The sequence below is a fragment of the Rhodanobacter humi genome (genome assembly GCF_041107455.1).
GTDB lineage: Bacteria > Pseudomonadota > Gammaproteobacteria > Xanthomonadales > Rhodanobacteraceae > Rhodanobacter_A.
Genome location: NZ_JBGBPY010000001.1, coordinates 2,184,807 through 2,210,207 on the forward strand (window position 1 = coordinate 2,184,807; position 25,401 = coordinate 2,210,207).

The window sequence follows — 25,401 nt, forward strand, 5'->3', positions numbered from 1 at the left end:
ATGGGCGTGCGGCTTCAGTGCATCAGTAGTCGTACGACACGCCGAAGCGGACGTAACGCGGCGTCATCGAGCTGTACGGACGCAGGTAGCTGCTGCTCGTCGAGACCGCGTAGGTCTGCGTGGTGGTCTGCTTGTCGAACACGTTGTAGACCATGACGTTGAACGCCAGCTTCTTGCCCGCCCACTCCGGCCGGTACTCGGCGCTCAGGTCGAGACGGTAGGTCCACGGCTGGCGCTGGTCGCCCGGCCGGAACGGCTTGCCGTTGCAGAAGTGGTAGTACGGACCGTAGCCCAGACCCGGGTAGGTGCCATTCGGACCGTATGCACCAAGACAGGTCTTCGGGCTGCCGGAGGCGATGGCCAGGTTGCCGGACAGCATCCACTCGGGAGCGATCTGGTACGAGCCGTAGGCCTTGATCTGGTGGCGACGATCATTGGCCAGCGCGCCGTTGGCGTAGTCCATGAGCGTGGCGTAGTCCCAGTCCATCGTCGCCGACACGTCTTCCTGGCCGACGTCCGAGCGCACCTGGCCTTCGCTGTTGCCGTAGCTGCGCGAGTACAGGTAGTCGAGCTTGCCGAACCACTTGCCGTCGAACGGATGCTCCAGGTACAGGTTCAGGCCGTAGTACTTGCGCTTCATCGTGGTGTTGAAGCCGAAGTCCTTCGTCCAGTCCATCGGCACGGTGTAGTAGCCGCCGCCCAGCTTCGGAATGTCGAAGTAGGAGGTGTTGCCCGGATTGATCAGGATGCTGCCCGGGATCTGGCTGACGTCATAGGTGGCCGGGTCGATGCCCATCGCGTTCATCTTGGCCACGATCGACGGGCTGTCCGCAATGTCGTCGATCGCATTGCGCAGGTTGCGGTAGGTGGCCTTGGCGCCGTACACCCACGCGTCGCCCAGCTTCTTGTCGAAGCCGAGGATGTACTCGTCCTGGTATTCCGACTTGAGGTTGGTCGAGGCCGAGGTCTTCGGGTCGCGCGGCTGGCCGTACTCGCCGTTGGCCGAGACCGGCGCGCCGTCGCCCAGGTAGGTTTCGATCGGGCTCAGCCCGGTCGGGATGCCGTTCTGGTCGATGCCGGTGTAGGTGTAGTACTCGCGGGTGTACAGCGAGGAACCGGCGGAACGCAGCGCCACGCTGGTCGGCATGGCGAGGTAGTAGCGGCCGGCGTTGCCGTAGACCTTGAAGCTGGAGTCGCCGTTGACGTCCCAACTGAAGCCCACGCGCGGCGCCCACTGCGGCGAGGTCAGGCGGACGTAGGGCTTGCCGGCGGCGCTGTAGTTGGTGAACTGGTCGTTGCGCAGGCCCAGCTTGACCAGCCAGCGGTCGCTGATCTGCCAGCTGTCCTCGACGTACTGCGCACGCTGCTTCACGCGCACCGAGGCGTTGTCGTGGTAGCGGTAGCGGGCCACGTAGTAGCCGGTCTCGCCACCCGGCTGGGAGCCGGTGTTGGCCACCCACGGCGAGTTGCGCCAGTCGGCGCCCGGCTGGGCGGTGCCCGGACCGCCGATGATGTAGGCGTCGGGGTCATCGTCCATGGTGTCGTATTCCCACGCATAGCCGAGGCCGGCATCCGGGAACTTGGTGCCGCCGTCGATGTTCTTCACGTCCTGGTTGTCGATGCCGGCGGTGAGGGTGTGGTCGCCCAGCCGGTAGCTCAGGTCGAGGCGCAGGTTGGTGTTGGTGGAGCGGTGGCCGGGCAGGTTGATCGTCGAGACGGTCTGGCTGTTGTGGGGCGTTGCGAAGTCCGGGTTCGCGTCGGCCGCGCCGAAGATGTACGGGTAGGTCGGATCGTAGCCCGGCGTGTCGCTGTACCAGGTGCCCTTCATCTTGCCGTACATCACGCTGGCGGTCAGGTCGTCCGTGATGTAGCTGGTGAACTTCGCCGAGTAGACCTCCGCGCCGTTCTTGGTGTGGGTGTCGTAGCTGTTGAAGCCGCCTTCGGTCAGGGTGGCGTAGTCGAACTCGTTGAACGTGCCTTGGTACGACGACTTGTTCGACGCCGCGGTCACCTCGAGGATGTTGCTGTCGGTGATGTTCCAGTCCAGCTTGCCGTACCACTTCGGATTGTCGTAGCGGTAATGGTCGACGTACGGCGCCACGTTCGAACCGGTGGACTCGCCCTGCCGGCGCTCGGCCTCGACGGCCGCGAACAGGAACAGCTTGTCCTGGATCAGCGGGCCGCCGACGTAGCCGCTCGCCGTGGTGGTCCACGACTTGTTGTCCTTGCGGTACTGGCGCAGCTTGCCCTGCGAGCCGTCCTTGTTGACGTAGTACCAGTTCTTCGGATCGGCGTTCAGATCCTTCGGGGTCCACTGGAGTTGCCCGCCGAAGTGCCACTCGTTGGTGCCGCGCTTGCCGACCTGGCTGATCACGCCGCCGTCGGAACGGCCGTAGGCCGCGCCGTAGCCGCCGCTCAGGATTTCCTGCTGGTCGATGGCGCCGTACGGCAGGGTGATGCCGCCGAAGCCGCTCAGCGGATCGGTGGTGTTGAAGCCGTTGAGGTAGTACGCGTTCTCGGTCACCGAGGCGCCGCTGAACGACACCACCGAGCCGCCCAAGGCGTTGGCGAAGAGCGAGCTGCCCGAGACCACGCCGGGCGCCAGCAAGGCGATCGCCTCGGCGCTGCGCGCCAGCGGCAGGCGGGCCAGCTGCTGGGAGGTGATGACGGTGCGCGAATCCACGCCGCTCACGTCGATGCTCGGCAGGCCGTTGGCCGTCACCGTCACGGCCGACAGGGTCTGGACATTGTGCGCGCCGAAGGAAACCTCGGTACCGGAACCCACGCGCATGGTCACGTCCGCACGCGAATCGACGGTCTGGCCGCCGCGCTGCAGGGTCACCGTGTAGCTGCCCAGCGGCAGCGAATCGAACACGTAGCGGCCGGCCGCATCCACGGTCACCTGGCGGGTGACGCCGGAGTCGCTCTTGACCAGCACGGTGTCGCCCGCCTGGGCCTGGCCGTAGATGCTGCCCGTGGTCGACTGGGCCATCGCGCCCGTGCCGAACAGGCACAGGGCCAGACCGATGGCCAGCGAAGTGCGGCGCAGCGGTCCCGCTTTGTGGTTTTCAGGTTGGTTCATTTCACAGCTCCCTGGGGATGGGGCCCGGACTTTCCGGGATTCACAAAAACTTGCGAAATTCCGTTTGCCGAAACAGGTCACGGATGTGTCTCGCAATAGCCTGATTTTGTTTGAATTGCATGGAAATCAAGGCAGGGGACTGATGACCGTACCGTAAAGAAATTGCGAATGTCAACATTTCGCAAGTTATGTTGCCATCAACTTGCGATACGAATTCCGTGGCGACCCGCACCCGGCCTTGGGGCGCGTCGAGGGTTGCCGCCGCTGGGTGAGGCCGGGAAATCCCCGTGGAATCCCGCCTTCCGCCCACGGGTCGTGGGCGGGCGAGGAAGGGCCGCCCGGGCGATGTCGGCGTGTGGGGACCGCCGGCCAGGCTTGCGCAGAAAGACCGCCCCGCGTTCCGCGCGGAGCCGCAGCCGCCGGGCGCGGGCGGTCAATGGCGTGTCTTGCCGAACGGCATCTCAGGGGGGCGCGGAGCGGACGCCGTTTCGGGCAGTCCGAGAAGAATCGCAGGCAGCGGAGGCGCGGAGCGCAAGCTCCGGGATCCCGGCAAGCGGGAAACCCGGGCCGCATCCCGGGGGCGTGGTCGGCCGATCGAACGCTCAGGCGGGTCCTGGCGCGCGTCGCGCAGGCCGCTTTACAGGATTCCCTTCACCCCTGCCCCGAACGCCGTGATCAGGCGCGTGTAGATCAGCTTGGGCGAGATCGCCACGTCGGGAAAGTCGCCGACCGGGGTGTAGCACTCCTGGAACTTCGGGTTGTCGGGCGCGAGCGGGGCGCAGCCGGGCTTGATCTCGTAGCTGGTGGCGTAGCGGAACGGCCACAGGTCGAACAGCGGCAACCGCGAGGAGAGGTTCCCGATGGCCTGGCTGATGTCGCCGAGCACCGGGATCGTGGGTTCGCGCCTGGCGATGGTCCAGGCGTTCTGCGGCAAGGTGTCCTCGAGGATGGAGGCGCGCACTTCGCTGGCGAAGCGGGGGTCGTAGACGATCACGCCGGCCTCGGTGTTGTAGTGGTCGGAGCGCGGGTCGAAGTTGTGCGAGCCGACCATCGCGAAGCTGTCGTCCACCACCATCGACTTGGCGTGCAGGCTGTAGCGGCGACCGTTGCTGCGCAGCGGGGCGGGGCGGTTGCGCCGGCCGTGGCTGCCGAACACGCCGGGGCGGCGCTCGTTGCCGGGAAAGCGCTGGCGCGGCTTGCCGGACTTGGCGGACTTGCCGGGCGCGGCGATGGGCTGGCCGGTGGGGCCGTCATCCTGGTCCTCGTTCGCTTCTTCCCAGGCCTCGGCGGCGCTGTCGGCGTGCGGTTTCAGCTCGTGGATCTGGAAGCCGTATTCGGTGAGGTAGCGGCGGCGGTGCTTGTAGGACAGCCCGTACACCGCGAACGCGTCGGTGGCGGCCAGCGAGTTGGTGGAGATGATGATGCTGGGCGACGGGTTTTCCCGGTGCAGGCGCTTGAAGATGTCCTGCGCGCGCTTGCTGAGCACCAGGTAGGGCGTCTGCACCACCACCTCGTGCTTCGCGTCGGCGACCATGCGCATCAGGCGGCCGGTGAGTTCGCGCGCGCTGCGTTTGGTCGGCTCGTCGGTCTTGGCCGGCAGGTCGCTGAAGTAGTTCACCTGGCTCACGCGCAAGGTGTCGTCGCCGATCCAGGCGGCGAGCCAGTCGGGGTCCTCCGCCTCGGCCTGGGCGCGCGCCACCCGCGCCGGGTCGGTGTAGTGCGGCGCGGGCCAGCCGGGCGCCGCGCGGTCGCTGCGGATGCGCCGGTTGACGTCGCGCAGGCGGATCAGCGGCACCGAGCGCCGGTGGTTCCAGAACAGCGCGAAGCTGTCGGCCATCTCGCGGCCCACCGGGCCGCCGGCCATCACGTCGCGGTCGAGGTAGTCGAAATCCGGGTCCCAGTTGAAGTAGCGGTTCTGGTAGTTGCGCCCGCCGGTGATGCCGATGGCGTCGTCCACCAGCAGCAGCTTGTTGTGCATGCGCTGGTTGAACTTCATGAAGCAGCACAAGACGCCGGCGGCGAACTGCAGCGGCGGCGTCTGCGCATCGTGGAAGGTGGGGTTGTACAGCTTCACCTCGAGGTTCGGGCTGACCCGGGCGAGGCGGTCGAGCAGGCCGAGGTCGCCGAACGAAAACAGCTGGTCGGCGAGGATGCGCACCTGCACCCCGCGCCGCGCGGCCTGCACCAGCTCGTTCAGCACCAGTTGGCCGATGTCGTCCTCGTCCCAGATGTAGGTCTGCACGTCGATGCTGTGCTGCGCGGCGCGGATCAGGCTGAGGCGCGCCACCAGCGCGGCCTCGCTGTCGTCGAGCAGGGTGACGGTGTTGACCGGATGCTCGGACGTGGAGTCGGCGATCGCCTGCTGCGCGGCATCCAGCAGGGGCGAAGGCGTGGCGCAACGGTCGGCCTGGTGGCAGCTGTCCTCGCGGCCGGGGCTGGCGGCGACGATGGCGCCGGCCTCGCGGATCTGGGCGCGGCTCAGCGTGCAGCCTTGCAGCAGCGCGACGAGCAGCAGGACGGGAAGCAGCAGCCAGCGAAACGACATGAACGATGGACGAGGCGAGGCGTCATGCCCCGGGCGTGTTGTTGAAGTTATCCCAAAACCCGTTCGCCCCGGGCGTGGCGCCGGGGCGCGGGCATGCATGTGGATGCTTCGATGGCGCGGGGAGGCCGCAGCGACGCGGGTCTGGAGGCGGCCGTGTTCCGGCCTCGCGGAACCGCGTTCCGCCACGTTCGGCACGAACGGTCTTTCCGGCGATTCAGCGCGGCGACCAGAACGCATCCAGCCGCGCGCTGGCCGGCTCCAGCGGGCCGCTGCTGAGGTGCAGCACGGCCAGCCCGGCCGGCGGCATGCCGCGGAATTCGTCCGAACGGCCTTCCACCAGCAGTGCCACCAGCCGCTCGATGCCGGGGTTGTGGCCCACCAGCAGCACGGTGCCGGCGTCGGCGTGCTGGTCGAGCAGGGCCAGCAGTTCGCCGGGGGTGGCGTCGTAGATCTCGCCGGCCTGCTGCAGCGGCGGCGGGTCGGCCAGCGCGGCCAGCGCCAGCTGCGCGGTTTCCTCGGCGCGCCGCGCGGGCGAGCACAGTGCGCGCAGCGGTCGTGCGCCATGCCGTGCCAGCCATGCGCCGGCGTCTTGCGCCTCGCGCCGGCCGTGCTCGCTCAGCGGGCGCTGGCGATCGTCGCCGTCGCCCTCGGCGGGCAGGGCTTCGGCGTGGCGCAGCAGGATCAGTTCGTGCATGGAGGACTCCGGTGAATGGTTGGCTGCAGGCTCAGGCGGCCTGGCGCTTGATCCAGCGCAGCAGCGGCTTCCAGTCCTGCTGGTGGCCGCGCACCTGCTCGGACTGGTAGTCGAAGATGCCCTTGCCCAGCGCAGCGAGCAGCACGTAGGCCTGGCTGTCGCGCAACTGGGCGACGACGGGGAACGGCGAGGCGCCCGCGAGCTGCTCCACCGCGTCCTGGCTGGCGTGGGTCCAGGGCTTGAGCCGGTTCGCCACCAGCGCCACCGGCAGCTTGCCGCTTTTGATGCGCTTGATCGCCTGCAGTGCGTCGAGGAAATGCAGCGTGGCGTCGAGGTCGAAGCTGGACGGCAGCACCGGCACCAGCAGCACGTCGGCCTGCTCGATGAAGGGTTCGAGCTCGCGCTCGCCCGAGCCGGCCGCGGTGTCGATCAGCAGTTGCTGCGTGTCCGGCGGCACGCGCTGCAGCGCCTTGCGACCGCCTTCCAGCCCCAGCACGCCGGGCACGTGGTCGGGCCGACGCGTGGCCCAGCGGTAGCTGGAGCCCTGGTGATCGGCATCCACGATGGCGGTGTGCTGCCCGGCTTGGGCCCAGTGCGACGCCAGCTGTGTCGCCAGCGTGCTCTTGCCGCATCCCCCCTTGCTGCTCGCCACCAGCGTCGTGACCATGGGTACGCCCTTGTCGCGAAAGGTGGACCAAGCCTAACCGCTGCGGCCCGTCATGGGGAGTGCGCCGGGGCCGGGGCGTCCGGCGCGGGCGGCTGCCAGCTGCCGGGCGCGGTGGTCGAGACGCCGCTGGCGCGCAGCACGGCGGTCAGCTGGCTCATCTCGGTGCCGCCCTGCTTCGCGGCCGCCAGCAACTGCTGCGCCAGCGCGGGATCGTCCTGCGCGCGCAGCGCCAGCTGCGAGTAGTTCTGCACCTGCCAGATCAGGTCGCGGCGCTGCTGCCGTGCGTCCGCCTGCGCGGTTGCGTCCCCGAGCACCTCGCGCAGGTGCAGGCCCAGCGAGCGCGCCAGCGGGCTGGAACCCCATTCGAGCAGCTTGCCGAGCCTGAGGCAGTCGGCCTTGATCGCGGCGTCGTCGCCCGCGTTCTCGCACAGCTTGGCGACGACCGGCAGCGCGGGCCGCGGCTGCAGCCGGGCATTGCCCTGCACGATCAGCGCCTGCACGCCGACGGGTCCGCCCGTGCCCTGCGTGGCCGGCGGCGGGGGCAACGCATCCACCACGCCGGCCAGCGCCGCGAGGCTGCTGCCGGTGTAGTCGTCGTAGAGCTTGGCGGCGGCGGCCCTGGCCAAGTCCACGCGCGCCGCATCGGATTTCATGTCGCGGGTGTCGAGGCCGAGCTTGAGCAGCCACACCGCGGCGTTGTCCGGCGCCTGCTCCACCAGCTTGCGCAGCGCGCTGGCGTTCGGGCAGGCATCGGCCTTCGCGTCGCAGTCGGCGAGGCGCGCCCACTGCACGGCGGGGCCGGCATCGCTGGCCGCGGCGGCGCGGTTGATCAGCGCGTGGAAACTGTTGGTTTTCGGCTGCCGCGGCAGCGGACGGGCCAGCAACGCCGCGCCCAGCAGCGGTTGGGCCGTGGCACGCAGCGCCAGCACGCTGACCAGATCGTGCTGGAAAGCCTGCAGCGCCTGCTCGCGCGCGCTGTCGCCGGTGGCCGGTGCCGCATCCGCAGCGGCTTGTTTCACCGCCGCCGCCGCGGGGGCGACGGGCAGCGACAGGGCGCCGGCAAGGGCGAGGCAATGCCATCCACGCATGGGGTGCTCCAGCGATCACGGGGCCGCCAGCTTAGCGGCCGGGTGTTGAGGATGCTCTGAACGGTTTCTGAGTCATGGGCCGTCGCAGCGGGCTCGTTCGCAGCGGGATTGCTAGGATGGCCTCTGGTCCGCGCGCCCGGCGCGCTCCACCACAGAGGGCGGAGGGCCGTCGTGAATCACTTTTCGAGTTTTGCCGATGGCGCACCCTGGTTTGCCGGCTGGGGCACGCTGGCCTTGATCAACGCGGGCCTGGCCCAAGGCAAGAACCGCAGCGGCCTGCTGTGGTTCCTGCTGTCGTTGCCGTTCGGGCCGCTGGTGACATTGGCCCTGGTGCTGCTGCCCAAGGTGCGGTCGAAGATGTTTTGAAGAGCGGCGCGAGCCTGGGTCGCGGCTGAAGCCGTTCCTATTCGCCCAGCGCCTCGCGCATGAATTCCGGCTGGGCCAGCGCGGCCTTGTGGATCTCGGCGTTGTAGTACCTGGTAGGGAAGTTCTTGGCTGAAGCGCCGCGCTCGCGGAAGCCGCTGAGGTCGCCGCCCTTGCGCGCCATGGTGCAGCTCCACCAGCCGGTGGGGTAGCAGGGCTGCGGGAATGGCAGGGTCTTCACGGCGCTGAAGCCGGCGGTGCGCATCGCGGCGCGCATCGACTTGATGAGTTCGAGGTGCGCCAGCGGCGATTCGCTCTGCTGCACCAGCAGGCCGCCGTGGCGCAGCGCCTTGTGGCAGCTGACGTAGAACGCGGCGTTGAACAGGCCTTCGGCGGGGCCTACCGGGTCGGTCGAGTCGACGATGATGAGGTCCAGCGACTCGGGCTCGGCCTCGGCCATGTACTTGATGCCGTCGATGAACAGCAGTTCGGCGCGCGGGTCGTGGTTCGACTCGCACAGCTCGGGGAAGTACTGCTCGGCGAGCCGCGTCACGCGCTCGTCGATCTCCACCTGCACGGCGTGCTCGACTTCCTCGTGCTTCAGCACCTCGCGCAGCGTGCCGCAGTCGCCGCCGCCGATGATGACGACGCGCTTGGCGCGCGCATGGGTGAACAGCGCCGGGTGGGTCATCATCTCGTGGTAGAGGAAGTTGTCGCGCGTGGTGAGCATCACGCAGCCATCGATCACCATCAACTTGCCCCAGTCGGTGGTCTGGTGGATCTCGATGGTCTGGAACGGGGTCTTCTCCGCATGCAGCAGTTGCTCGGTGCGGAAGCCGATGGAGGAGCCGGAGGCCTGGTGCGCCTCGGTGAACCAGCGGGCTTCATTCGGTGTGGGCTGCTGCGACATGGGTGTACCTGGGCGTGAATGCGGGGTATTTGGCCGCCCATTGTAGCCGAGCCGCCGCGGGCGGGGTTTGGGCCGGCCGCCGGGCCCGTTACAATGGCGCCTCGGCCGCCCTCGGCGTGCCGGCTGGTGCGATCGGCCCCGCGGCGTGCGAGGCTTCCGGCCCATCGCGCTTCTATCCGTCAAGGCTCGCCGCTGCGACGACAGGCATCCCGTTTGCACAAGGAGACGCTTCATGTCGAAGCCCTGGACCGTGGCCGATGCGCGTCACACCTATGCCGTGGCCCATTGGGGCGACGGTTACGTCGATGTCGATGCCCGCGGCGAGATCGCGATACTCCCGCACGGTGCGCGCGGCCCCGCGCTGTCGCTGCCGGCGATCGTGGAGCGCGCCCGCGCCGAAGGCCTGCGCCTGCCGTTGCTGGTGCGCTTTCCCGACATCCTCGCCGACCGCCTCGCCCGCCTGCAGGCCGCGTTCGCCAAGGCGATCGACGAGTGGCACTACGCGGGCGGCTATACCGCGATCTACCCGATCAAGGTGAACCAGCAACGCGGCGTGGCCGGTGAGCTGGTGGCCGCGGGCGCGGAAGGTTTCGGCCTGGAAGCCGGCTCGAAACCGGAATTGATGGCGGTGCTGGCGATGGCGCGGCCCGGTTCCATCGTGATCTGCAACGGCTACAAGGACCGCGAATACATCCGCCTCGCGCTGATCGGCAAGAAGCTCGGCCTGCGCGTGCATATCGTGATCGAGAAGTTGTCCGAGCTGGACCACGTGTTCGCCGAGGCGAAGGCGCTGGGCGTGGAGCCGCTGCTCGGCGTGCGCGTGCGCCTTGCCTCGATCGGCGCCGGCAAGTGGCAGAACACCGGCGGCGACAAGGGCAAGTTCGGGCTGTCGCCGCAGCAGGTGCTGACCCTGATAGCGCGGCTGGACCAGGCCGGCCTCAAGCACACGCTGAAGCTGCAGCACTTCCACATGGGCTCGCAGATCTCCAACGTGCGCGACATCGCCAACGGCATGCGCGAAGCCACGCGCTACTTCGTCGAGCTCACCCGCATGGGCGTGCCGCTGGAGATCGTCGACGTGGGCGGCGGCCTGGGCGTGGATTACGAAGGCTCGCGCTCGCGCAGCCACAACTCGATCAACTACTCGATCGAGCAGTACGCCGCCACGATCGTGCAGTCGCTGGCCGAGGCGGTGGAGGCGGAAGGCCTCAAGGCGCCGCACATCCTCACCGAGGCCGGCCGCGCGATGACCGCGCACCATGCCGTGCTGGTGGTCAACGTGAGCGAGGTGGAGGAAGTGCCGGTGGGCACGATTCCGCCGGTGGCGCAGGACGAGCCCGCGGTGCTGCGCCGCCTGCGCGAGGTGCACGCCGAGCTCGATGCGCGCCCCGCGCTGGAACTGTTCCACGAGGCCCAGCACCACCTCAGTGAAGGCCAGGCGCTGTACGCGCTGGGCCAGCTTGCGCTGGCCGACCGTGCACGGCTGGACGAGATGTACTACGCCATCGCGAACGCCGTGCGCGCGCGCCTGCTGCCCGGCGAACGCTCGCACCGCGCCGCGCTGGACGAGCTGGACGAGAAGCTGGTCGACAAGTACTTCGTCAACTTCTCGGTGTTCGAATCGGTGCCCGACATCTGGGCGATCGAGCAGATCTTCCCGATCGCGCCGATCGCGCGGCTGGACGAGGAGCCGACGCGGCGCGGCGTGATCGTCGACCTCACCTGCGACTCGGACGGCCGCATCGACCACTACGTCGATGCCGAGGGCGTGGACGTCTCGCTGCCGCTGCACGCGCTGAAGGACGGCGAGAGCTACCGGCTCGGCATCTTCATGGTGGGCGCCTACCAGGAGACGCTGGGCGACATCCACAACCTGTTCGGCGACACCGACGCGGTGAACGTGCGCGTGGACGGTGATTCGTATGTTTTCGCGCACAGGCGCCGCGGCGACACCACCGACCTGATGCTGGACTACGTGGGCTACGACCTCGCTGCACTGCGCGCCAGCTACCGTGAGCGCATCGCCGCGGCCGGCATCGCGGGCGAGCCGGCGGAGCAGCTGTATCGCACGCTGGACGGCGGCCTCACCGCCTACACCTACCTTGCCGAGGAAGGCTGACGCCTTGTTGCTTCCTCTCCCCGCAGGGGAGAGGAAGCAAGCCGGTCTTGCACCCACGGCATGATGGTTCCGTCACGCGCGCTGCCTACAATGCGGGTCTTCCCCTCACGGAGTTACCCCATGGGCAGTCTCGACGGCAAGGTGGCCTTGATCACCGGCGCGGCCAGCGGCCTCGGCAAGGCGATCGCCGAGCTTTACGCGAAGCACGGCGCGAAGGTGGCGATCTGCGACATCAACCAGCAGGCGGCCGACGCCACCGCGGCGGCGATCAACGCGGCCGGCGGCAAGGCGATCGGCATCGCGATGGACGTCACCGACGAAGCGGCGGTGAACGCCGGCACCGACAAGGTGGTCGCCAGCTTCGGCACGCTCGACATCCTGATTTCCAACGCTGGCGTGCAGATCATCAATCCGATTGACCAGTTCGCCTTCGCCGACTGGAAGAAGATGCTGGCGATCCATCTCGACGGCGGCTTCCTCACCACCAAGGCCGCGTTGCAGCACATGTACAAGAACGATCGCGGCGGCATCGTGATCTACATGGGCTCGGTGCATTCGCACGAGGCCTCGAAGCTGAAGTCCGCCTACGTCACCGCCAAGCACGGCCTGCTGGGCCTGGCGCGCACGCTGGCCAAGGAAGGCGCCGCGCACAACGTGCGCTCGCACGTGATCTGCCCCGGCTTCGTGCGCACGCCGCTGGTGGAGAAGCAGATTCCCGAACAGGCGAAGGAGCTCGGCATCAGCGAGGCCGACGTCATCAAGAACGTGATGCTGAAGGACACCGTGGACGGCGTGTTCACCACGGTCGAGGACATCGCGCAGACCGCGCTGTACCTCGCCACCTTCCCCAGCGCCGCGCTGACCGGGCAGAGCATCGTGGTCAGCCACGGCTGGTACATGCAGTGAACAGCATGGCGGATGCCGCCGCGGCGTCGCTGGCCGCGCAGGTGGCGCGCGACTACGCATGCGTGGTGCTGGTGCTGCAGGGCGGTGGCGCCCTGGGCGCCTACCAGGCCGGCGTGGTCGAGGCGCTGGAGGAAGCGCAGCTGCGCCCCGGCTGGGTCGCCGGCATCTCGATCGGCGCGTTGAACGCGGCGATCATCGCGGGCAATCCGCCGGAGCGCCGCGTCGAGCGCCTGCGCGCGTTCTGGGACACGATCTGCCGCGCCTCGCCTTGGCCGTCGCCCGCATTGCCGGCGGGCCTCGATGCCCGCCACTGGCCGCTGGCGATGCAGAACGGGCTCAGCGGTCTCGCCGCGTGGCGCGCCTTGGTCGAGGGCCAGCCCGGCTTCTTCCGGCCGCGCCTGCCGCCGCCGTTCCTGCAGGCGCAGGCCACGCCCGCCACCGCGAGCTGGTACGACACCACGCCCCTGCGCGCCACGCTGGAACGCCTGGTCGATTTCGACCGCGTCAACGACGCGCGCGCGATGCGCGTGTCGGTGGGCGCGGTGAACGTGAAGAGCGGCAATTTCGTCTATTTCGACAACACCCGGCAGCGCCTCGGGCCCGAGCACTTCATGGCGTCCGGCGCGCTGCCGCCGGGCTTCCCCGCGGTGGAAATCGACGGCGAGTACTACTGGGACGGCGGCGTGGTTTCCAACACGCCGCTGTACCGCGTGCTCACCGAGCAGCCGCCGCGCGACATGCTGGTGTTCCAGGTCGACCTGTGGAGCGCGCGGGGAGAATTGCCGCACGACATGCCCGGCGTGGCCGAGCGCAGCAAGGAGATCCAGTACTCCAGCCGCACCCGGCTGATGACCGAGTACATGCACGAGAGCCGCCGGCGCCAGCGCCTGCTGCAGGAAGTGCTGGCGCTGGTGCCGCCGGAACGTCGCACCGACCCTGCGTATCGCCAGGCCGAATGCGAGGCGAACGGCGCGCTGGTCAACCTGATCCACCTGATCTATCGCGACCGGCCCTACGAGGGCCACTACAAGGACTACGAGTTCAGCGCCGCCAGCATGCACGGCCACTGGCGCAGCGGCCTCGCCGACATGCAGCACACGCTGGCCCATCCGCAATGGCTGGCCGCGCCGCCGGCGGAGCAGTCGTTCGTGACCCACGACGTGCATCGGGAGTGAGGGATCGATTGCGTTCGGGTTCGGCCGGCGCGCGGTTTTTCCGCCCGCGCCCTGGCTTCTTCCCGAACGGGCGACTCAGTCCCGATGCACCTGCAGGCCGGCCGCCGACTGGCTCACCGGCATGATTTCCAGCCGCGTGACGTCGAGGTGTGGCGGCAGGTTGGCGATCCACCAGATCGTGTCGGCGATGTCGGCCGCGGTGATCGGGTGGGCGCCCGCGTAGAGCTGGTCGGAGGCGGCCTGGTCGCCGCCGGTGCGCACCAGGGTGAACTCGGTCTCGGCCATGCCGGGCTCGATCGAGCTCACGCGCACGCCGGTGCCGTGCAGGTCCACGCGCAGGTTCTGCGAGAACTGGCTGACAAAGGCCTTGGTGCCGCCGTACACGTTGCCGCCGCGGTACGGGTAGCTGGCCGAGATCGAGCTGATGTTCACGATCGCGCCGCGGCGTTCGATCAGGCGCGGCAGCAGGGCGTGGGTCATCGTCGCCAGCGCGGTGACGTTGGTATCGATCATCTGCCGCCACTGCGCGAGATCGGCTTGCTGCGCCGGCGCGGTGCCCAGCGCGAGGCCGGCGTTGTTGACCAGCAGGTCGATGCCGGCGAACGCCGGCGGCAGCGCGTCGACGGCCGCGCGCAGCGCCGCCTCGTCGCGGATGTCGAAGGCGGCGACATGCACCTTGTCGGCACCAAGTGCATCCACCAGTTGTTGCAGCCGTTCGGCGCGGCGGCCGCTGGCGATCACCCGCCAGCCGCCGGCCACGAAGCGCGCCACGGTGGCGGCGCCGAAACCGGCGGTGGCGCCGGTGATCCAGGCAGTCTTGGTCGTCATGTGCGCCAGTGTAATGGCCGGCGCGGGTCCGGGCGACCGAGCCGGTCGCCCGGACCGCGTGGCACCACTCACTTGCCGGAGGCGATGTAGCTCAGCTCCGCGTTGTAGCTGTCCACGTGGGAGGACTGCTTGGCGACCGCGTCATTGATCGACTGGCGGATCGCGGCCGCGTCGCTCTTGCCATACACGTTCTCGACCATCTTCCACACGTCGGGATCGGGTTCCGTGCCCACGTCCGCCCAGTTCTTGTCGGGGATCACCAGGATGAAGTCGGGGGCACCGTCGCCGGCGTCGATCATCCGGGCGAACTGGAAGTAGTGGGGCCAGTTCGACTTCGCGGCGGCGGCGGCGATCTTCTTCACCGCGGCCATGAAGGTTTCCACGGCCTGGTGGCCGGGCTTGAGCGTGAAGTACCTGACCTCGATCAGCGGCGGAGGCGGGCCCATGTCCTTGGGCTGGTGGCTCAGCTCGGGCATCGCCTGCATGAACGCGCTGATCTCGCTCTTCAGGTGCGGGTTGACGTCGGAGTGGATCACGCCGAGGCAGGCTTTCACCGCGGTGTCCATCGCGTCGAAGGTGGCCCACGGCATCGGGTCGGAGACGTAGGAGTAGCTGTAGGTGTCGCCAGTTTCGTGCGTCCAGGCCGTCCAGTTGTACTTGAAGCCGTGCTGGTGCAGGCACTGGTTGAAGTGCTTGGTGCCGGCCTCGTACGCTTGCTGGTCCGTGGGTGCCACCATGTCGGTGAAATCGCGGGCCACGCGGACATTGTCCGCCGCCTGCGCGCTGCTGCAGGCCAGCGCGAACGCCAGCGACAGCCAGACTGTGCTGCTTTTCATGCGAACCTCCCCGGGCACGGGTCCCGTTGCGTGGATGGAACATCCCCTGCGTGTCGCTGGCATCCCCTGCGCGTCGCTGACGGACGGCGGCCAAGCATCGTGCGCGGTGCCGGCGAAGCGAGACGTGAAGGTCGCCGCGAGTGAACTTCACGCATGCTTAAGGCAACAAAAAAGGCCGCGTTGCGGGCGCGGCCTCGGGGTGCCGGGTGGCGGTAACTTAGCGGCCTTCCTTCAGCGCGATGGAGTTGATGCCGACGCCGGCGAGGCGCTGCTTGGTCGCCTCCAGCGCGCTGGCGGTGGGGAACGGCCCCAGCCGCACGCGGTGGAAGGTCTGGCCGTTGACGCTGACGGACTGCACGTTGGCCACGAAGCCCTGCATGGCGAGCTTCGCCTTCATGGTCTCCGCGTCGGCGGGATTCGGGAAGGCGCCGACCTGTAGCAGGTAGCCGCTGCCGGCCGCGGGTTTCGGCACGGCGGCGGCGGGCGCGGCCTCCACGTTCTGGGTGGCCACCGGCGGATTGCCGGGCGCCGACGGCGCCACTGGCGCGGTCGCGGGCGCAGCGTTCGCCGGCGTGTTCGCGGCGGCCTGCTGCTTCTGCTGTTCGGCCTTGGCCTGCGCGCTGATTTCGGCATCCGGGATGCGCACTTCCTTCTCCGACAGCACGGAGTAGAAGTCGAACTGCGGTTTCTTCGGCGCGCTCTCGGCGGTGCCCGGCGCCACCGCGCCGGTCTCGCTGGGGGCCTCGGCGGTGGCCTGCGGATTCGCCTGCGGGCCGGTTTTCGCGGTCATCGGCATCAGCGAGTGGCGCATCAGCACCACCACCGCCACCGCGCCGATCAGCACGCCGACCAGCGCCCAGACCCAGCCGGGAATGCCGCCGCCGCCGTTGCGTACCGCCTGCCGACCCTTGCCTTTGCGTGCTGCCATCACATGCTCTCCGGGGCGCCGAGGCCCAGCAAGTCGAGACCGTTGCGCAGGACCTGCCGGGTCGCCACCACGAGGGCGAGGCGGGCGTCGCGCAGGTCCTTGTCGTCAACCAGGAACTGGTGCGAGTTGTAGTAGGTGTGGAACGCGTTCGCCAGTTCGCGCAGCCACACGGCGAGCAGGTGCGGTTCCAGGTTCGTCGCCGCGGCTTCCACCACTTCGGGGTAGCGCGACAGCTCGGTGAGCAGGGCCTGCTCGTGCTCGTTGTCCAGCCGCGCGAGTTGCTTGAGCCCATTGTGCTGATCGAACGTGAACCCTTTCTCGCCAGCCTGGCGCAGCACCGAGCACACGCGGGCGTGGGCGTACTGGATGTAGTAGACCGGGTTGTCGTTGGTCTGCGAGCGGGCCAGGTCGATGTCGAACACCAGTTGCGAATCGCCCTTGCGCGAGATCAGGAAGTAGCGCGTGGCGTCGCGGCCCACCTCGTCGATCAGGTCGCGCAAGGTGACGTAGCTGCCGGCGCGCTTGGAGATCTTCACCTCCTCGCCGCCGCGCATCACGGTGACCATCTGGTGCAGCACGTAGTCGGGATAGCCCTTGGGAATGCCGCAGTCGAGCGCCTGCAGGCCGGCCTTCACGCGGGCCAGCGAGCCGTGGTGGTCGGAGCCCAGCTCGGTGATCGCCTTCTCGTAGCCGCGCTGCCACTTCGACAAGTGATAGGCCACGTCCGGCACGAAGTAGGTGTAAGTGCCGTCGGACTTGCGCATCACGCGGTCCTTGTCGTCGCCGAAGTCGGTGGTCTTCAGCCACAGCGCGCCGCCTTCCTCGTAGGTGTGGCCGTGGGCGACCAGTTCGCGCACGGTCTCCTCCACCTTGCCGTCGGCGTACAGCGAGGACTCCAGGAAATACACGTCGAAGGCCACGCCGAAGGCCTTGAGGTCGAGATCCTGCTCGCGACGCAGGGAAGCCACGGCGAACGCGCGGATCGCGTCGAGATCCTCCACGTCCTTTGCGCCGGTGACGGTGTGGCCTTCCACGGTGACGCTGTCGCCGGCGAGATAGGCCTTGGCCACGTCGGCGATGTAGTCGCCGCGGTAGCCGTCCTCCGGCCAGCCGGCGTCGCCGGGGGCGAGGCCGCGCGCGCGCGCCTGCACCGAAATGCCGAGGTTGGCGATCTGCACGCCGGCGTCGTTGTAGTAGAACTCGCGCTTCACGTTCCAGCCGCTGGCTTCCAGCAGGCGGCTCAGGCAGTCCCCGATCGCCGCACCGCGGCCGTGGCCCACGTGCAAGGGGCCGGTGGGGTTCGCCGAGACGAATTCCACGCCCACCGTGCGGCCCGCGCCCAGCGCGTTGCGGCCGTAGCTGGCGCCCTGTTCGAGGATGCGGCGCACCTGCGCCTGGCTGGCGTCGGCGGCAAGGAAGAGGTTGATGAAACCGGGGCCGGCGATCTCCACCTTCACCAGCAGTTCGCTGGCCGGCAGCGCGGTGACCAGCTTTTCGGCCAGTTCGCGCGGCTTGGCGCGGGCATGCTTCGCCAGCAGCATCGCGGCGTTGCAGGCGAAATCGCCGTGCTCGCGGCTGCGCGTGCGCTCGATCACGAAGCTTGGCACCACCAGGTCGGCGGGCAAACTGCCCTGGGTTTGCAGGGCGTGGATGGCTTCGAGGACGAGTTCGTGCAGCTGGGCTTTCACGGGCGCGGCAATTCCGGGATGGAACCGGTAATCCTAGCAGACCGCTTGCGTGGGACGGCCGCCGAGCCGCGATCGAGGCCGACATGCTGCGGCGCGGCGCGCTTCCTGTGGATAAGTCTGTGGGGAAAGCGGCGCCTGCCGTGGTGGGCGCATCGTTGCATGCGCGGCCAAGTCATGTTGTTCGAGAAAAATAATTATGAATCAAATATATAAAGACCATGCTTGAAGTCATGGTTGCACTGAGGGGCGCAAATGCCGGTCGCGAGCTTTTGTGCATAAGTAACGGCCGCTTGGCGGTCATCGCTATGGCGCGGGATCGTCATCGCCCCGTCATGCGGCGGCGCCACACTGGCTGCGTGCCGGTGGCGACTCCCCTCCCCATGGCACACGGAGACGCCGCTCTCTCCCCTCCCCGAATCGGCAACCACGGCGCGGCTCATCCCGCGCCGTTTTTTTTGTCTGTATTCGTGCGTTCGTCCGTGAACGCGAAGATCAAACGGGCGGCCATCCATGGCCGCACTCTTCAAGAAGAGCCGTAAAAAAACCGGCTCCACGACTATTGTCTTGCGACCGGTTTCAGATCAGGCCACGTGCGGCCATCGACACCGGCTCGCCGTGGCCGATCACCAGGTGATCGAGCACACGCACCCCCACCAGTTGCAGGGCCTCGCGCAGTTCGCGGGTGATCGCGCGGTCGGCCGCGCTGGGCTCGGCCACGCCCGAGGGGTGGTTGTGGGCGAAGATCACCGCGCAGGCGTTGTGCTGCAGGCAGGCGCGCACCACCTCGCGCGGGTGCACGCTGGCGCCGTCCACGGTGCCGCGGAACAGTTCCTCGAACGCCAGCACGCGGTGGCGGTTGTCGAGGTACAGGCAGCCGAACACCTCGTAGGGCAGGTGGCGCAACCGGGCGCTGAGGTAGTCGCCGCTGTCGCGCGGATTGCCCAGCGCAGGCGCTTCGCGCAGTTGTTCGGCGAGGCTGCGCCGGGCCAGTTCCAGCGCGGCAGCGATGCGGGCGCGCTTGGCCGGGCCGAGGCCAGCGGCGCGTACGGACGAGTCGGGCCGGCCGAGCAGGGCGCCGAGACTGCCCGCGTTCACCAGCAGTTCGCGGCCCAGCGCGATCGCGTCCTTGCCGCGCACGCCGCTGCCCAGCAGCACGGCCAGCAGCTCGGCGTCGGACAGCGCGCTGCTGCCGCGCGCCAGCAGCTTTTCGCGGGGGCGTTCGCCTTCGGGCCAGTCGCGGATGCTCATGCCCTTCAGCGTGCCGTCGCGGATGCGATGCGGGCAGCAGTCGCGCGGCACGATTCCGGTAAGCTAACCGTCTGCCCGCACGTCAGGCCCTGCCTACATGAGTCTTGCCCAACGCCGCATCCTGCTGGGAGTGTCCGGCGGCATCGCCGCCTACAAGTCCTGCGAACTGGTTCGCCGCCTGCGCGAGCAGGGTGCCGAGGTGCGCGTGGTGATGACGGCGGGCGCCGAGCACTTCGTGGGCGCGGCCACCTTCCAGGCGCTGTCCGGCCAGTCGGTACGCACCTCGCTGTGGGACGCGAGCGCCGAGGCGGCGATGGGCCACATCGAGCTGGCGCGCTGGGCCGAACGGATCCTGATCGCGCCGGCCAGCGCGGACGTGCTCGCGAAGCTGGCGCACGGCCACGCCGACGACCTGCTCACCACGCTGTGCCTGGCTAGCGCCGCGCCGCTTTGCGTGGCGCCGGCGATGAACCAGCAGATGTGGGCGCACCCGGCGGTGCAGGCGAACCTGGCTGTGCTGCGCCAGCGCGGCGTGCAGGTGCTCGGTCCGGCGGCGGGCGAGCAGGCCTGCGGCGACGTGGGCTCGGGCCGCATGCTGGAGCCGCATGAATTGCGCGACGCGCTGGCGGCCTCGTTCGGCGGCGGCGCGCTGGCCGGGTTGCAGGTGGTGGTCAGCGCCGGCCCGACGTTCGAGGACATCGACCCGGTGCGTTTCATCGGCAACCGCAGCTCCGGCAAGATGGGTTTCGCGGTGGCGCAGGCGGCGGCGGAAGCCGGCGCGAACGTCACCCTGGTGGCCGGCCCGGTGAGCCTGGCCACGCCGCCCGGCGTGGCGCGGCGCGTCGACGTGCGCAGCGCGGCGCAGATGCAGGCCGCAGTGCTCGACGCCTCCACGCAGGCGCAGATCTACATCGGCGCGGCCGCGGTGGGCGACTACCGCCCGGCCGAGGTGGCCGAGCGCAAGCTGAAGAAGCAGGCCGGCGCCGACCTGATGCTCAAGCTGGCCGAGAACCCCGACATCCTCGGCAGCCTGTCCGCGCAGGCCGCGCATCCCTTCCTGGTGGGCTTCGCCGCCGAGACGCACGACGTGGCGCGCTACGCGCAGGACAAGCTGCAGCGCAAGGGCCTGGACATGATCGCCGCGAACCGGGTCGGCGACGGCCTGGGTTTCGAGACCGCCGACAACGCGCTGGACGTGTACTGGGCCGACGGCATGCTGGCGTTGGCGCGCGCCGGCAAGGCCGAGCTGGCGCGGCAGCTGGTTGCCTGCGTGGCCGAACGCTACCGCGCGGTGCGCGGGTGAGCGCGGCGATGCTGGATGTCGAACTGAAGATCCTCGATCCGCGCCTGGGTGACAGCATTCCGTTGCCGGAGGCGGCTACTGCTGGCAGCGCAGGCATGGATTTGCGCGCCGCGCTGGACGCGCCGCTGACGCTGGCGCCGGGCGACAGCGCGCTGGTGCCCAGCGGCATCGCCATCCATATCGGCGATCCGGGCTGGTGCGCGCTGATCGTGCCGCGCTCCGGGCTGGGTCACAAACAGGGCCTGGTGATGGGCAACCTGGTTGGCGTGATCGATGCGGACTACCAGGGGCCGTTGATGATTTCCTGCTGGAACCGCGGCCGCGAGCCGGTCACCATCGGCGTGGGCGACCGCATCGCCCAGCTGCTGCTGGTGCCGGTGGCGCAGGCGCGGCTGCACATCGTGGACGAGTTCGCGCCCAGCGTGCGCGGCACCGGCGGTTTCGGTTCGACGGGCATCAAGTGATTCCGGTTCGGCGCGGGGTCGAACCGGCCATGGCGAATACCTGTGGGGACAGGGCATGGCGATGAGTGACGCAAATGGAGCACGCCGGCGCGTGCAGCCGGACTGGCAACGGTTGTGGCCGCTGGCGCTGGGCACGCTGCTGCTGCTGCTCGGCGCGTTCTGCGCCTGGCAGACCTGGCTGATTGCGGACGAGGGCAGCGCGGCCACGCGCGTGCAGCAGGCGCGCGACGAGGCGGTGCAGAAGCTGGCGCAGGTGGTCGCCGCGCAACGCGCCCAAGTGGAGCAGGCGGTGACCGCGCTGGATCCGGCCACGCTGCAGGGCGATCGCGCCGCGCTGGTGGCGGCGCTGCATTCGAAGTTGCCGCAGGCGCTGAAGCTGGACGTCTACAGCGGCAGTCTCGGCGAGGTGTTGCACGCGAATTTCCGCGAGTTCGGCTACGCCAAGGCCGCGCAGCTGATGGCCGCGCAGACCGACGACGGCCTGCCGCCGGCGCAGAGCGTGTCGCACGGCGTGGGCGACCGCCGGTTGAGCCTGGTGCTGCCGCTGGGCTCGCCGCAACAGGCACAGGCCTGGCTGTGGGTGGAGCTGCCGTTTGCGCCGGTGCAGCAGGCTTTCGAGGCGGTGTCGCCCGCGGGCGGTCGGCTGGACCTGCGCCAGGGCGACGCCAGCGCCGACATGCGCATCCTTTCGCACGGCAGCGCCGGTGCCGGAGTGGAGCCGGTCGCGAAGATGGTGCCGGGCAGCGCGTTCAGCGTGGCCGCGGCCATGCCGATGGCCTTCATCGTGCTGCCGCGCACGTGGCCGCTGACCGCGCTGCTGGCGCTGACCGGGCTCGCCGCGGGGCTGTACCTGTTGTGGTGGCGGTTGCGGCGGCGCGAGCTGCCGATCGCCGAGCAAGACATCGACATCGAGGAGTTCAAGTTGTCCCGGCAAGCCGCCCGCCAGTCCGCGCCGCCCGCGCCGGTGCTCGCCAAGCTCGCGTCCGCGCCGGCGTCTGCCCCCGCGACGAAGCCCGCAGCGAAGGTCGCGACGAAGGTCACGGTCGACCCGACGATCTTCCGCGCCTACGACATCCGCGGCGTGGTGGGCAAGACACTGAACGCCGATGTGGCGCGCCTGCTCGGCCAGTCGATCGGCACGGTGATGCGCGAACAGGCGCTCACCGAGATCGTGGTGGGCCGCGACGGCCGCCTGTCCGGCCCGGAACTGGCCGGCGCGCTGGCCGATGGCCTGCGCGCGGCCGGCGTCGACGTGATCGATCTGGGCGCCGTGCCCACGCCGGTGGTGTATTTCGCCACCTGGCACTACAACACCGGCTGCGGCGTGGCGGTGACCGGCAGCCACAACCCGCCCGACTACAACGGCTTCAAGATCGTGATCGGCGGCCAGACCCTGTCCGAGGGCGCGATCCAGGACCTGTACCGACGCATCGCCGAGAACGCGCTGGAGCAGGGCGGCGAAGGCAGCCTGCGCCAGGTCGACGTGCTGCCGGACTATCTGGAGCGCATCGTCTCCGACGTGCAGGCCGAGCATCGGCTCAAGGTGGTGGTGGATTGCGGCAACGGCATTCCCGGCGCGGTGGCGCCGCAGGTGCTCAGCGGCATCGGCTGCGACGTGGTGCCGCTGTACTGCGAGGTGGACGGCACGTTCCCCAACCACCATCCCGATCCTTCCGATCCGCACAACCTGGAAGACCTGATCCTCGCGGTGAAGCAGACCGGCGCCGACCTCGGCGTGGCCTTCGACGGCGACGGCGATCGCTTGGGCGTGGTGACGAAGGCCGGCGAGATCATCTTCCCGGACCGCCTGCTGATGCTGTTCGCGCGCGACGTGCTGGCGCGCCAGCCGGGCGCCACCATCATCTACGACGTGAAGTGCACCGGGCACCTCAAGGGCCAGATCCTCGAGGCCGGCGGCAGCCCGATGATGTGGCGCACCGGCCACTCGCTGATCAAGGGCAAGATGCGCGAGACCGGCGCGGAGCTGGCCGGCGAGATGAGCGGCCACTTCTTCTTCAAGGAGCGCTGGTACGGCTTCGACGACGGCATCTATGCCGGCGCGCGGCTGCTGGAGATCCTCGCCGGCGACCTGGAGGAGCGCACGCCGGAGGAGATCTTCGCCACCCTGCCCAAAGGCGTCTCCACGCCGGAGCTGAAGATCGAGCTGGCCGAGGGCGAGCACTACCGCTTCATGGAGATGTTCCGCGCCCGGGCGAATTTCGGCGATGCCACCTTGATCACCATCGACGGCGTGCGCGCCGACTGGCCGGACGGCTGGGGCCTGGTGCGTGCGTCGAACACCACGCCGGTGCTGGTGCTGCGCTTTGATGCGGACAACCCGACTGCGCTCGCACGCATCCAGCAGGTGTTCCGCGAACAACTGCTCGCCGTCGATCCCGCGCTGAAGCTCCCGTTCTGATCAAACGTCGAAGGCCCGGCATGGCCGGGCCTTCGCGTCACGGGCTTCGTGCCGTGCAGCGGCTCAGGGCTGCTCGTCCTGCTCGGCCTGCAGGGCGCGGTAGTGCGCCAGCTGCTGCGTCTGCGCCTGCGCGGCCTGCTCGCGCAGCGCCTGCTGGCGCTGCAGCAGTGCCTGCAGGTCGCTCACCACGCCGCGCTGCTTGGCGATGCCGTCCTGCAGGGACTTCGGCAGCGACTGCTTGTTGTGCTCGAACTCGGCGCCGCGACCGAGCAGTTCGGTCAGCGCCTGCTCCTGGCTGCGCAGGTTGAGCCGGCTGGTGTGGATCTGCTGGTCCATGTTCGCCAGCGCCTGCTGCAACGCGGCCTTGTACGCGGCCTCGTCGGGGTAGGCGGACAGCATCTGCTCGTCGGCGCGGGCACGGTCCTGGGCGGCGCGCTGGGCGGCGGCCTGCTGTGCGGCCTGCTTCTGTGCGGCGGCGCGTTCCTCGGGGCTGAGCTGGCGCTGCACGCGCTGCACCACCATGCCCTGGTCGTTGACCACGTCGTAGCCGTACTTGATCGCGTCCTGGCTGAGGCTGTCGCTGAAATGCGGCAGGCCCTTGCCGTCCACCCACTTGTAGCGCATGCCGTTGTGGTCGGCCTGCTGGGCGCAGACGGTGGTGCTGGCGAGCAGCGCGATGATGGTCAGGACGTGTAGCGGCTTGTGCATGAATACCCCCTGGTCGGAAGTATAGACATCATCGCAGCAACGCGACGCCGGGACCGCCGGTCCAGGCGCCGGTCCGTGATCGCGTTCGCCCGGCGGTTCAGCCAGCGACCCCGTAGTGCCCGCGGTAGGCGACGAGTCGCGCGTGCTCGGCGGCCAGCTCCGGGCGTTCGCCCGCGTACGCCAGCACGTCGGCGAGGCTGGTGATCGCGATCACCGGAATGCCGTAGTCGCGCGCGACTTCCTGCGCGGCGGAGAGTTCGCCCTGGCCGCGTTCCTGCCGGTCCAGCGCGATCAGCACGCCGGCCGGTTCCGCGCCGTGGGCGCGAATCAGCGCCAGCGACTCGCGCACCGCGGTGCCGGCAGTCATCACGTCGTCCACGATCAGCACGCGGCCCTTGAGCGGCGCGCCCACCAGCACGCCGCCTTCGCCATGGTCCTTGGCCTCCTTGCGGTTGTAGGCCCAAGGCAGGTCGCGGCCGTGCTGCTCGGCCAGCGCGATCGCGGTGGCGGCGGCCAGCGCGATGCCCTTGTAGGCGGGACCGAACAGCATGTCGACCGCAATTCCCGCGTTCGCCACCGCGGCGGCGTAGGCGCGGCCCAGCCGGCCCAGCGCGGCGCCGGAATCGATGCGTCCCATGTTGAAGAAATACGGGCTCTGCCGCCCGGACTTCAGCGTGAATTCGCCGAAGCGCAGCACTTCGCGCTGCAAGGTGAGCTCGATGAAGTCGCGCTGGTAGTCGTGCATGGATGTTCTCGCCGGTTGGTGTCGGGGCTGCGGTGGCGCGATCCGTGGATGGATCGCCCGCGGAGCAACGACGCAGGTCGTTGCTCCGGTGGAGGTCAGTCCGGGCATGCGCCGGACTGGCCGAGTCGGGAAAGCGCATGGAGCGCTTTCCCGGCTCGGGGTTCACGGAAGCGCGCGCCACAACAGATGTTGCGGCCCGGAGCGGCCGCCATGGTACAGCGTGCCGCTGTCCGCAAAGCCCGCGCGCCGGTACAGCGCCAGCGCGGCGGCGTTGTCGCAATTCACCGTGAGCAGGAGCCGGCGCGCCTGCGGATGGCGTTGCGCGAGGTCGGACAGCAGCGCCTCCATCGCGCGCATGGCGAGGCCGCGCCCCTGCCAGGACGCATCGAGCTGGAACGAGCGCAGGCCCAGCGCGTCGGCATCATCAACGAGGCCGGTGAGGCCGCGTGCGCTGTGCTCGATGCGGTAGTAGCCGATCGGCGTGACACCGAGCAGGATCGCCATCGGCTCGCTGCCGGCGCATTGCTCGGCGTCGGCCAAGGTGCGCGCGGGCGGACTGACGAAGCCGTCCTGCCCCGGTCGCGCGCGCAGCCGCAGCACGGCTTCGCGCAAGGCGGACGTGACAGGGCAGACGTGGAGGTCGGGCGACGCGGCCATGGTTGCTATGATGCCCGCTCCGCACCGG

At 69.2% G+C, this 25,401-nt stretch carries 21 protein-coding genes; 7 read left to right on the forward strand and 14 right to left on the reverse strand.

What is annotated here, in order from left to right; translation table 11 throughout:
• Nucleotides 1-22 precede the first annotated feature (22 nt).
• The 5 genes from AB7878_RS09625 to AB7878_RS09645 form a co-directional block, all read right to left on the reverse strand.
• The gene (locus AB7878_RS09625; protein ID WP_369494155.1) at nucleotides 23-3,082 is read right to left on the reverse strand and encodes a TonB-dependent receptor; all 3,060 of its coding nucleotides are present in this window, start codon (nucleotides 3,080-3,082) and stop codon (nucleotides 23-25) included.
• 637 nt (nucleotides 3,083-3,719) lie between these two features.
• Nucleotides 3,720-5,627: a phospholipase D-like domain-containing protein gene (locus AB7878_RS09630; protein WP_369494156.1), complete on the reverse strand. Its 1,908-nt coding sequence runs from the start codon at nucleotides 5,625-5,627 to the stop codon at nucleotides 3,720-3,722.
• A gap of 214 nt (nucleotides 5,628-5,841) precedes the next feature.
• Complete coding sequence (locus AB7878_RS09635) at nucleotides 5,842-6,321, reverse strand: SixA phosphatase family protein (protein ID WP_369494157.1); 480 nt, start codon at nucleotides 6,319-6,321, stop codon at nucleotides 5,842-5,844.
• A 31-nt stretch (nucleotides 6,322-6,352) separates the two neighbouring features.
• Nucleotides 6,353-6,988, reverse strand: a complete 636-nt coding sequence (locus tag AB7878_RS09640) for a nucleotide-binding protein (RefSeq protein WP_369494158.1) — start codon at nucleotides 6,986-6,988, stop codon at nucleotides 6,353-6,355.
• Between the two features lie 50 nt (nucleotides 6,989-7,038).
• On the reverse strand, nucleotides 7,039-8,076 hold the full coding sequence (locus AB7878_RS09645; RefSeq protein ID WP_369494159.1) for a hypothetical protein: 1,038 nt from the start codon (nucleotides 8,074-8,076) through the stop codon (nucleotides 7,039-7,041).
• Between the two features lie 171 nt (nucleotides 8,077-8,247).
• On the opposite strand from AB7878_RS09645, the gene AB7878_RS09650 reads away from it, so the two are divergent.
• On the forward strand, nucleotides 8,248-8,442 hold the full coding sequence (locus AB7878_RS09650) for an antitermination protein NusB (protein ID WP_369494160.1): 195 nt from the start codon (nucleotides 8,248-8,250) through the stop codon (nucleotides 8,440-8,442).
• Nucleotides 8,443-8,479: 37 nt separating this feature from the next.
• On the opposite strand, the gene speE is transcribed toward AB7878_RS09650, so the two are convergent.
• Nucleotides 8,480-9,349, reverse strand: a complete 870-nt coding sequence (speE, locus tag AB7878_RS09655) for a polyamine aminopropyltransferase (protein WP_369494161.1) — start codon at nucleotides 9,347-9,349, stop codon at nucleotides 8,480-8,482.
• 232 nt (nucleotides 9,350-9,581) lie between these two features.
• On the opposite strand from speE, the gene speA reads away from it, so the two are divergent.
• The 3 genes from speA (at nucleotide 9,582) to AB7878_RS09670 (ending at nucleotide 13,549) form a co-directional block, all read left to right on the forward strand.
• Nucleotides 9,582-11,468 carry an arginine decarboxylase gene (gene speA, locus AB7878_RS09660; protein WP_369494162.1) on the forward strand — a complete coding sequence of 629 codons (1,887 nt, stop codon included), beginning with the start codon at nucleotides 9,582-9,584 and terminating at the stop codon, nucleotides 11,466-11,468.
• Nucleotides 11,469-11,588: 120 nt separating this feature from the next.
• Nucleotides 11,589-12,374 carry a 3-hydroxybutyrate dehydrogenase gene (locus tag AB7878_RS09665; protein ID WP_369494163.1) on the forward strand — a complete coding sequence of 262 codons (786 nt, stop codon included), beginning with the start codon at nucleotides 11,589-11,591 and terminating at the stop codon, nucleotides 12,372-12,374.
• 5 nt (nucleotides 12,375-12,379) lie between these two features.
• The gene (locus AB7878_RS09670) at nucleotides 12,380-13,549 is read left to right on the forward strand and encodes a DUF3734 domain-containing protein (RefSeq protein ID WP_369494164.1); all 1,170 of its coding nucleotides are present in this window, start codon (nucleotides 12,380-12,382) and stop codon (nucleotides 13,547-13,549) included.
• 75 nt (nucleotides 13,550-13,624) lie between these two features.
• Here the strand turns inward: AB7878_RS09670 and AB7878_RS09675 are convergent, their stop codons facing one another.
• From AB7878_RS09675 to radC, 5 genes are all read right to left on the reverse strand, one after another.
• Nucleotides 13,625-14,377: an SDR family NAD(P)-dependent oxidoreductase gene (locus AB7878_RS09675; protein WP_369494165.1), complete on the reverse strand. Its 753-nt coding sequence runs from the start codon at nucleotides 14,375-14,377 to the stop codon at nucleotides 13,625-13,627.
• A gap of 68 nt (nucleotides 14,378-14,445) precedes the next feature.
• Entirely contained in the window at nucleotides 14,446-15,213 is a 768-nt protein-coding gene (locus AB7878_RS09680; protein WP_369494166.1) for a hypothetical protein, read from the reverse strand.
• A gap of 217 nt (nucleotides 15,214-15,430) precedes the next feature.
• Nucleotides 15,431-16,141 carry an SPOR domain-containing protein gene (locus tag AB7878_RS09685; protein ID WP_077484725.1) on the reverse strand — a complete coding sequence of 237 codons (711 nt, stop codon included), beginning with the start codon at nucleotides 16,139-16,141 and terminating at the stop codon, nucleotides 15,431-15,433.
• Nucleotides 16,141-17,829: an arginine--tRNA ligase gene (gene argS / locus AB7878_RS09690; protein WP_369494167.1), complete on the reverse strand. Its 1,689-nt coding sequence runs from the start codon at nucleotides 17,827-17,829 to the stop codon at nucleotides 16,141-16,143. The genes AB7878_RS09685 and argS overlap by 1 nt, the downstream gene beginning before the upstream one ends.
• Before the next feature lie 576 nt (nucleotides 17,830-18,405).
• Nucleotides 18,406-19,077 carry a RadC family protein gene (gene radC, locus AB7878_RS09695; protein ID WP_369495751.1) on the reverse strand — a complete coding sequence of 224 codons (672 nt, stop codon included), beginning with the start codon at nucleotides 19,075-19,077 and terminating at the stop codon, nucleotides 18,406-18,408.
• Nucleotides 19,078-19,174: 97 nt separating this feature from the next.
• On the opposite strand from radC, the gene coaBC reads away from it, so the two are divergent.
• From coaBC to AB7878_RS09710, 3 genes are read left to right on the forward strand one after another with little or no spacing between them, the layout of a single operon-like run.
• Nucleotides 19,175-20,380: a bifunctional phosphopantothenoylcysteine decarboxylase/phosphopantothenate--cysteine ligase CoaBC gene (gene coaBC / locus AB7878_RS09700; RefSeq protein WP_369494168.1), complete on the forward strand. Its 1,206-nt coding sequence runs from the start codon at nucleotides 19,175-19,177 to the stop codon at nucleotides 20,378-20,380.
• 8 nt (nucleotides 20,381-20,388) lie between these two features.
• Nucleotides 20,389-20,844: a dUTP diphosphatase gene (gene dut / locus AB7878_RS09705; RefSeq protein ID WP_369494169.1), complete on the forward strand. Its 456-nt coding sequence runs from the start codon at nucleotides 20,389-20,391 to the stop codon at nucleotides 20,842-20,844.
• A gap of 55 nt (nucleotides 20,845-20,899) precedes the next feature.
• Nucleotides 20,900-23,263, forward strand: coding sequence for a phosphomannomutase/phosphoglucomutase (locus AB7878_RS09710; RefSeq protein WP_369494170.1), 2,364 nt, complete (start codon nucleotides 20,900-20,902; stop codon nucleotides 23,261-23,263).
• A 63-nt stretch (nucleotides 23,264-23,326) separates the two neighbouring features.
• Here the strand turns inward: AB7878_RS09710 and AB7878_RS09715 are convergent, their stop codons facing one another.
• The 3 genes from AB7878_RS09715 to AB7878_RS09725 form a co-directional block, all read right to left on the reverse strand.
• A complete protein-coding gene (locus AB7878_RS09715; RefSeq protein WP_369494171.1) occupies nucleotides 23,327-23,971 on the reverse strand; it encodes a DUF4124 domain-containing protein in 645 nt (214 codons plus the stop codon).
• Nucleotides 23,972-24,068: 97 nt separating this feature from the next.
• Nucleotides 24,069-24,716, reverse strand: coding sequence for an orotate phosphoribosyltransferase (gene pyrE, locus AB7878_RS09720; RefSeq protein WP_369494172.1), 648 nt, complete (start codon nucleotides 24,714-24,716; stop codon nucleotides 24,069-24,071).
• A 162-nt stretch (nucleotides 24,717-24,878) separates the two neighbouring features.
• Nucleotides 24,879-25,373, reverse strand: a complete 495-nt coding sequence (locus tag AB7878_RS09725) for a GNAT family N-acetyltransferase (protein WP_369494173.1) — start codon at nucleotides 25,371-25,373, stop codon at nucleotides 24,879-24,881.
• Nucleotides 25,374-25,401: the final 28 nt, after the last annotated feature.

Bases quoted from the DNA above. Each gene is read 5' to 3' on its own strand.
- pyrE (WP_369494172.1), bottom strand. From the start codon at position 24,716: ATGCACGACTACCAGCGCGACTTCATCGAGCTCACCTTGCAGCGCGAA.
- AB7878_RS09685 (WP_077484725.1), bottom strand. From the start codon at position 16,141: ATGGCAGCACGCAAAGGCAAGGGTCGGCAGGCGGTACGCAACGGCGGC.
- AB7878_RS09640 (WP_369494158.1), bottom strand. From the start codon at position 6,988: ATGGTCACGACGCTGGTGGCGAGCAGCAAGGGGGGATGCGGCAAGAGC.
- AB7878_RS09675 (WP_369494165.1), bottom strand. From the start codon at position 14,377: ATGACGACCAAGACTGCCTGGATCACCGGCGCCACCGCCGGTTTCGGC.
- AB7878_RS09665 (WP_369494163.1), top strand. From the start codon at position 11,589: ATGGGCAGTCTCGACGGCAAGGTGGCCTTGATCACCGGCGCGGCCAGC.
- AB7878_RS09715 (WP_369494171.1), bottom strand. From the start codon at position 23,971: ATGCACAAGCCGCTACACGTCCTGACCATCATCGCGCTGCTCGCCAGC.
- AB7878_RS09710 (WP_369494170.1), top strand. From the start codon at position 20,900: ATGGCGATGAGTGACGCAAATGGAGCACGCCGGCGCGTGCAGCCGGAC.
- coaBC (WP_369494168.1), top strand. From the start codon at position 19,175: ATGAGTCTTGCCCAACGCCGCATCCTGCTGGGAGTGTCCGGCGGCATC.
- AB7878_RS09680 (WP_369494166.1), bottom strand. From the start codon at position 15,213: ATGAAAAGCAGCACAGTCTGGCTGTCGCTGGCGTTCGCGCTGGCCTGC.
- speA (WP_369494162.1), top strand. From the start codon at position 9,582: ATGTCGAAGCCCTGGACCGTGGCCGATGCGCGTCACACCTATGCCGTG.
- AB7878_RS09630 (WP_369494156.1), bottom strand. From the start codon at position 5,627: ATGTCGTTTCGCTGGCTGCTGCTTCCCGTCCTGCTGCTCGTCGCGCTG.
- AB7878_RS09725 (WP_369494173.1), bottom strand. From the start codon at position 25,373: ATGGCCGCGTCGCCCGACCTCCACGTCTGCCCTGTCACGTCCGCCTTG.
- speE (WP_369494161.1), bottom strand. From the start codon at position 9,349: ATGTCGCAGCAGCCCACACCGAATGAAGCCCGCTGGTTCACCGAGGCG.
- AB7878_RS09625 (WP_369494155.1), bottom strand. From the start codon at position 3,082: ATGAACCAACCTGAAAACCACAAAGCGGGACCGCTGCGCCGCACTTCG.
- radC (WP_369495751.1), bottom strand. From the start codon at position 19,077: ATGAGCATCCGCGACTGGCCCGAAGGCGAACGCCCCCGCGAAAAGCTG.
- AB7878_RS09635 (WP_369494157.1), bottom strand. From the start codon at position 6,321: ATGCACGAACTGATCCTGCTGCGCCACGCCGAAGCCCTGCCCGCCGAG.
- AB7878_RS09670 (WP_369494164.1), top strand. From the start codon at position 12,380: ATGGCGGATGCCGCCGCGGCGTCGCTGGCCGCGCAGGTGGCGCGCGAC.
- AB7878_RS09645 (WP_369494159.1), bottom strand. From the start codon at position 8,076: ATGCGTGGATGGCATTGCCTCGCCCTTGCCGGCGCCCTGTCGCTGCCC.
- dut (WP_369494169.1), top strand. From the start codon at position 20,389: ATGCTGGATGTCGAACTGAAGATCCTCGATCCGCGCCTGGGTGACAGC.